Annotated in this window: 5 protein-coding genes; 3 read left to right on the forward strand and 2 right to left on the reverse strand. The window is 67.8% G+C overall.

Annotated elements, in window-relative coordinates; all coding sequences use genetic code 11:
• Positions 1-86: 86 nt before the first annotated feature.
• Positions 87-506, reverse strand: a complete 420-nt coding sequence (locus tag RIF68_RS13150) for a hypothetical protein (RefSeq protein WP_309051396.1) — start codon at positions 504-506, stop codon at positions 87-89.
• Between the two features lie 202 nt (positions 507-708).
• Here RIF68_RS13150 and RIF68_RS13155 point away from each other — a divergent pair, with 202 nt between their 5' ends.
• The 3 genes from RIF68_RS13155 to RIF68_RS13165 all read left to right on the forward strand — a co-directional run bounded on the left by RIF68_RS13155 (position 709) and on the right by RIF68_RS13165 (position 4,865).
• Positions 709-2,070 carry a glutamine synthetase family protein gene (locus tag RIF68_RS13155; protein WP_309051397.1) on the forward strand — a complete coding sequence of 454 codons (1,362 nt, stop codon included), beginning with the start codon at positions 709-711 and terminating at the stop codon, positions 2,068-2,070.
• 1,881 nt (positions 2,071-3,951) lie between these two features.
• Positions 3,952-4,374 carry a hypothetical protein gene (locus RIF68_RS13160; RefSeq protein ID WP_309051398.1) on the forward strand — a complete coding sequence of 141 codons (423 nt, stop codon included), beginning with the start codon at positions 3,952-3,954 and terminating at the stop codon, positions 4,372-4,374.
• Entirely contained in the window at positions 4,371-4,865 is a 495-nt protein-coding gene (locus RIF68_RS13165) for a GNAT family N-acetyltransferase (protein ID WP_309051399.1), read from the forward strand. The genes RIF68_RS13160 and RIF68_RS13165 overlap by 4 nt, the downstream gene beginning before the upstream one ends.
• Before the next feature lie 37 nt (positions 4,866-4,902).
• On the opposite strand, the gene RIF68_RS13170 is transcribed toward RIF68_RS13165, so the two are convergent.
• A partial coding sequence (locus tag RIF68_RS13170; protein WP_309051400.1) for a VOC family protein occupies positions 4,903-5,241 on the reverse strand: 339 nt, incomplete at its 5' end.

Consider the following 5,241-nt stretch of genomic DNA (forward strand, 5'->3'; position numbering starts at 1 on the left):
CCGACGACGGCGGGAGGGTCCCGCGCGAACCGGCCGGACGGCTCCGCCTCGAGGGCGTGACCCGGCACAACCTGCGCGCGACGCCCCTAGGTCCGGAGAACCTGAAGGACGTGCAGGTCCGGCGCGCGGGGCGGGGGCCCCGGACTCCGGGACGTTCCGGCACCGGCCGGCTCGCCGGCGCGCGGCAGCCGGTCCTCCGCGTGCTGCGGCGGATCCAGCGGGGGCGCGCTCAGCACCGCCGGGCTGGGGGAGGGGAAGAGGGAGCAGTCGCCCCGGTCGTACGGGCAGACGTACGCCGGAGGTTCCGGCGACACCGTGGCGACGCCCGGCACGGCCGTGACCGCCCGGACGGCGGAGACCCGCTCGGCGGTGTGACCGGCGTGCCCGCCCGGGACCGCGCCCGCGCCCAGACAGACGAAGAGCGCGGCGAGGAGCGTCGCCACGGCACTCGCCAGTGCCATGGGACGCGCGTACCGGGACAGGCGTTCGAGCCGTGGGGCCCCCATGGGCGCAGATCGTAGTGGGCGCGGGCCCCGTGTGGGCCGAACGGGGTACGACTTCCGCCTCCCCTCCGTTACCTCGGTCACAGCCGAGCGGGCAGTATGGGGGTGCAACGTGCGCGAAACCATGTGGTGGGATGCTCAGGTGCCCCCGGTGTGCCCGAGACGGTGGGAGCAGGCGGCCTGACCAGCGAGGATGGGTGTGGAAATGGACAAGCAGCAGGAATTTGTGCTCCGTACGCTCGAGGAGCGCGACATCCGGTTCGTGCGCCTGTGGTTCACCGACGTGCTCGGCTTCCTGAAGTCGGTCGCCGTCGCCCCCGCCGAGCTCGAGCAGGCCTTCGACGAGGGCATCGGCTTCGACGGCTCCGCGATCGAGGGCTTCGCCCGCGTCTACGAGTCCGACATGATCGCCAAGCCGGACCCGGGCACCTTCCAGATCCTGCCCTGGCGCGCCGAGGCGCCCGGCACCGCCCGTATGTTCTGCGACATCCTCATGCCCGACGGCTCGCCGTCCTTCGCCGACCCCCGCTACGTCCTCAAGCGGGCCCTCGCGAAGACCTCCGACCTGGGCTTCACCTTCTACACCCACCCCGAGATCGAGTTCTTCCTGCTGAAGGACAAGCCGCTCGACGGCAGCCGGCCCACCCCGGCCGACAACTCGGGCTACTTCGACCACACCCCGCAGAACGTGGGCATGGACTTCCGCCGCCAGGCCATCACGATGCTGGAGTCGATGGGCATCTCGGTGGAGTTCTCCCACCACGAGGGCGCCCCGGGTCAGCAGGAGATCGACCTGCGCTACGCCGACGCGCTCTCCACGGCCGACAACATCATGACCTTCCGCCTCGTCATGAAGCAGGTGGCGCTGGAGCAGGGCGTGCAGGCCACGTTCATGCCGAAGCCGTTCTCCGAGTACCCGGGCTCGGGCATGCACACCCACCTCTCCCTCTTCGAGGGCGACCGCAACGCCTTCTACGAGTCGGGCGCCGAGTACCAGCTCTCCAAGGTCGGCCGCTCCTTCATCGCCGGCCTCCTCCGCCACGCCGGCGAGACCTCCGCGGTCACCAACCAGTGGGTCAACTCCTACAAGCGCATCTGGGGCGGCTCCTCCCGCACCGCGGGCTCGGGCGGCGAGGCCCCCTCGTACATCTGCTGGGGCCACAACAACCGCTCCGCCCTCATCCGCGTCCCCATGTACAAGCCGGGGAAGACGGGCTCCTCCCGCGTCGAGGTCCGCTCCATCGACTCCGGCGCCAACCCGTACCTCACCTACGCCGTCCTCCTCGCCGCCGGCCTCAAGGGCATCGAGGAGGGCTACGAACTCCCGGCGGGCGCCGACGACGACGTCTGGGCCCTCTCCGACTCCGAACGCCGCGCGATGGGCATCGAGCCCCTCCCGCAGAACCTCGGCGAGGCCATCGCCCTGATGGAACGCAGCGAACTGGTCGCGGAGACCCTGGGCGAGCACGTCTTCGACTTCTTCCTCCGCAACAAGAAGCAGGAGTGGGAGGAGTACCGCTCCGAGGTCACGGCCTTCGAGCTCCGGAAGAACCTGCCGGTGCTGTAGCCGCAGGTCGGAGTAAATTCCCGCTGATTCAGCGGTTGGGGCCGTCGGTCGTGGACCGTCGGCCCCGTCGCGTCTCACTGGCTCTGGGCCGCCCCTGGGCCGTCGACCCCATAGGGTGCACCGCCAGTAGGCGACCAGCCGGACCATCGACAGCCCTTTGGATCAAGCTTTGCAGTGAGGACGGCTGATCCACCCGTTGAGCGGACTGTAATGGGTCTATAACCTTAAGTGGCGGGTGGTCAATTGCCGCGGGGCACCTAGGGCTCAGCCGTACTGGGCATTTACGCGGCTTACTCGCTCGTCTCGAAGCGGCGCCAACCCGTAGATGAGTCGAAGGCAAGGGCGCTTTCTCCCCACGGAGATCCCCAAGGGGCAGGGAAAATCCAGATATGCGTTACGGGTGTAGGTAAGTTGGGGCGAGTAAGCGGAACGACGCTGGAGTCTAGAAGCCCTCGCCAGACGCTCCACGGCACCGCACTCATATGCGCGAATACCGCCAAATGAGCTTCGGTCGCGCCGGGGGCAGACAGCTTTTTGATGTTGTCCTCACAGCGCGGAGAAGATAGAAATTCGTTGGCCCATCTCGTGATATCTTCTCCGGATCCATCCCAAGAGTCCCAATGCTGAATCCAGGTGAGTGCAATCCTTGGAGCGCCATCGACGGCGGGACGAGAGTGTGCGCTCTCAACACCCAAGTTGCCGAGCTTCTGGGCGGTTGCACTTACATTCTCGCCATGGCAATGATGCATCCAGGTATCGGATTCGAAAACGTGGATCCCTGTTTTTTCCAGTGCTCCCAGATTGGACTCCAAGTGGTGCCACAGGTGCCTAAGTCGCGAATTCCTATTGACCTGCACAAGCCACAGGCGTTCGAGTGACGGAGCTTCCCAGAGTCCGTTATTGAAATTTTTTGCGAGGGAATTCAGTGTTGAGATAGTCTGGCCGTCCACGTCCGAGGTGACTTCAACCGGGGCCGCCGGCCTGTCCCTGTACAGAATTTTCAGGTCATACATGCTTGATCGCGACTGGTCATCGTGCGCTTCTAGTGGCACGCCTAGCGTCCTGGAAAGGCGGACGCGTACGTACTCTTCCTCTGGAGGCAACTGCGAGGTGTTCGACATTCAAGTCCTTGCTGAGCGGGGTCTTGCGATCCTCAGGAAAGGAACCCGTGCACCCTGAGATCGCCTCGCAATGCGTCTCTGCTATACGCTGTTCCCTCAATCAGGATTTGACGACAGTGGGAATCGAGAACGTTCAGTAGATCGGCCGGGCAACCCGCCTTTGCTGGAATATCCCAAGCGCCCTTGAGTAGTTTTTCGAGCTCCCCGCTAGTCGCGCGAATCTCAATATGAGCATCCCACTTAGGGATATGCGTAAGTCGCCCTCTGAGTGAGCGGTTCTCGCGCGCCTTAAGTCGACTTCCGGCCAACTCCAGGGACCGTAAAGTAGCCACTTCTGCCAAGGTGAAGAGCAGGCGATCGGGGCTTTTGAAGGGTTCCCCCTGAGGGCGCGTCATAACGGCAACTGTATCGAAATGACATTGCTTCGTCTGCTCGTTTACGTAATCCGGTGCGGCCGGCAGCGGTGATGCTTGCTCCGAACGGTAGCCGTTCGGAGCGGGGAACCATGGGGAGAAGGAGCTAGGAGGTGTCAGCGGGGGAAGACCGCTGAGTACCTAGCCGTAGCTGAGACGAACAGGTACCGGGCCGTCTCTGGGCCGTCGGAAGGTGGCCCATGGTGACCGACAACCACCAACGACGACCGCGTGGTTAGCGGCCAGAGCCGTAGTGACGTCATTCTGAGGAAGCCCGGTCGACCGACGCCCCCGCCCTGCCGCTTAACCGGTGGCGGCCGGCCCGGGCCCGTCCGTACGGTCGCGGCATGTGCGTGTACGGCTCCCTTGACCCCATGCACTACGCGTGCGTGCCCTGCCGCGTCAGCTTCAAGCGGCTCCCCCGGGCGGCCGGGCATCCGTGTCCCCGTTGTGCCCGGCCGATGGTGTGCGCCGGGCGGGACTTCGCGGCGCCGCGGCGCCGCGACCGGAAGGCGTGGTCCGTCGTCGGGGTGGTGCTCGCCGCGGGGCTGCGCTACGAGGGGTTCGAGGCGTGCGGGTGCGGGCGGGAGCCGAAGTTCCGGCCCCGGACGCGGGCGCAGGTGCGGGCGCGGCGGGTCGTGGCCGCCCGGACGGGGGTGCCGCTCGCCGAGGTGCTCGGGCGGGTCGAGCCGACGGAGCCGGGCCGGCTGGCCGGGCCGCCGGAAAAGCGGTTGTCGGTGGGGCGGCGGGTCCGCAGACTGCGCGGGTGAAGATCCCCTCCGTCGCCACCGCGCGACTTCTCCTGCACCCGATGACCGTCGCCGAGGCCGAGCGGGTCGTCGCGCGGACGCCCCGCGCCGGGGACACCTGGGCGGAGGGATACCCGGGGGACGGGGACGTCCGGGCGTGCACCGGGTTCCTGCGGGGGGTCGCCGAGCGCGGTGATCCCGGGGTGTTCGCGGTGTACCGGATACGGCTGCGTGACGGCGGGGCCGCCGTCGGCGGCATCGGTTTCCACGGGCCGCCGGACACGGAGGGCTTCGTCACCGTGGGGTACGGGGTCGTTCCCTCGGTACGGGGGAAGGGGTACGCCACCGAGGCGCTGCGGGCGCTCGTCGGGGTGGCCCGGGAGGCCGGCGCCGCCGGGGTGAAGGGGGACGCCGACCTCGCCAACACGGCCTCGCACCGGGTGATGGAGGGCGCCGGGCTGCGGCCCGGGGGCGGGAGCGGGCCGCTCCGCCACTTCCGGCTGGAGTTCTGAGCGACGACCGTGATCCGGGGACCCGGCCGGGAAGGAACTAACGCTCCGACAGCTCCGACGGGGCCTCCTGGACCACCCAGCCGTTGCCGTCCGGGTCCTCGAAGGTCATGAAGGAGTTCCAGGTCTCGCCCTTGCCCTCCTCCCAGCCGGTCGCGCCGACGTGCATGACGGGGGAGACGTCGACGCCCCGGGCGACGAGCCGCTCGCGCGCCGCCTCGATGTCGGTGACGCACAGCTGGAGGCCGTGCAGGGTGCCGGGGGACATCTCCTTCGTACCCGGCATCGGGGGCATGCCGCCCAGCATCGTGATCGAACAGCGCGAGCCCGGCGGCGTCACCTGCACGACGCGCATGCCGGGGGCGACCTCGTCGTCCAG

This window comes from Streptomyces sp. (assembly GCF_031178505.1).
GTDB classification, from domain to species: Bacteria; Actinomycetota; Actinomycetes; order Streptomycetales; family Streptomycetaceae; genus Streptomyces; species Streptomyces gulbargensis.

Coding starts and splice junctions, on each gene's coding strand:
- RIF68_RS13150 (WP_309051396.1), bottom strand. CDS start 506: ATGGGGGCCCCACGGCTCGAACGCCTGTCCCGGTACGCGCGTCCCATG.
- RIF68_RS13155 (WP_309051397.1), top strand. CDS start 709: ATGGACAAGCAGCAGGAATTTGTGCTCCGTACGCTCGAGGAGCGCGAC.
- RIF68_RS13160 (WP_309051398.1), top strand. CDS start 3,952: ATGTGCGTGTACGGCTCCCTTGACCCCATGCACTACGCGTGCGTGCCC.